The 933-nt window shown below is 67.0% G+C and carries 1 protein-coding gene; it reads left to right on the forward strand.

Annotated features, from left to right (window positions below):
* Positions 1-56 precede the first annotated feature (56 nt).
* Positions 57-933 (forward strand): ISL3 family transposase (locus MLY01S_RS13185; RefSeq protein ID WP_157531312.1); only part of this gene is annotated, 877 nt, incomplete at its 3' end.

The following is a 933-nucleotide window of genomic DNA, read 5'->3' on the forward strand; positions in this document are numbered from 1 at the left end:
TTTTTTTCAAGCAGAAGACGGCATACGAGATGCCTAAGTGACTGGAGTTCAGACGTGTGCTCTTCCGATCTTTCGACGACTGTGACCTGACGAAGTTTTGCCGACTGGACGAGCTCGGCCTTCAAGCTACCGGGCAACGGGTGGAGCCCGGGCGGGCGGTACTAGCTTGCCGGGTGGTGGAGCCAGATGACTGGTGCCACCGCTGTGGTTCTCAGGGCACCCCTCGGGACACCGTGATCCGCCGGCTGGCGCACGAGCCGCTGGGCTGGAGGCCCACGACTCTGCACGTCACGGTTCGGCGCTACCGGTGCGCCGACTGCGCCCACGTCTGGCGCCAGGACACCACCGCCGCGGCAGAACCCAAGGCCAAGCTCTCCCGCCGTGCCTTGCGCTGGGCCCTGGAAGCTCTGGTCGTGCAGCACCTGACCGTCGCGCGGGTCGCCGAGGCGTTGGACGTGCGGTGGAACACCGCCAACGACGCCGTGCTGGCCGAGGGCCAGCGGCTGCTCATCGACGACCCGGCCCGGTTCGACGGGGTCACCGCGATCGGCGTGGATGAACACGTCTGGCGCCACACCCGGCGTGGCGACAAGTACGTCACCGTGATCATCGACCTCACGCCACTGCGCGCCGGCACCGGCCCGGCCCGGTTGCTGGACATGGTCGAGGGCCGCTCCAAGCAGGCCTTCAAGACCTGGCTCGCCGAACGTGATCAGGCCTGGAGAGACCAGGTCGAGGTTGTGGCCATGGACGGGTTCACCGGGTTCAAGACCGCAGCCACCGAGGAGATCCCCGAAGCCACCGCGGTGATGGATCCCTTCCATGTGGTCCGTCTGGCAGGAGATGCCCTCGAGCGGTGCCGTCGACGAGTCCAGCAACAGGTCCACGGCCACAGGGGCCGCAAACAGGATCCGCTCTACAAAGCCCGCCGGA

The organism is Micrococcus lylae NBRC 15355, assembly GCF_001570885.1.
Lineage (GTDB): Bacteria > Actinomycetota > Actinomycetes > Actinomycetales > Micrococcaceae > Micrococcus > Micrococcus lylae.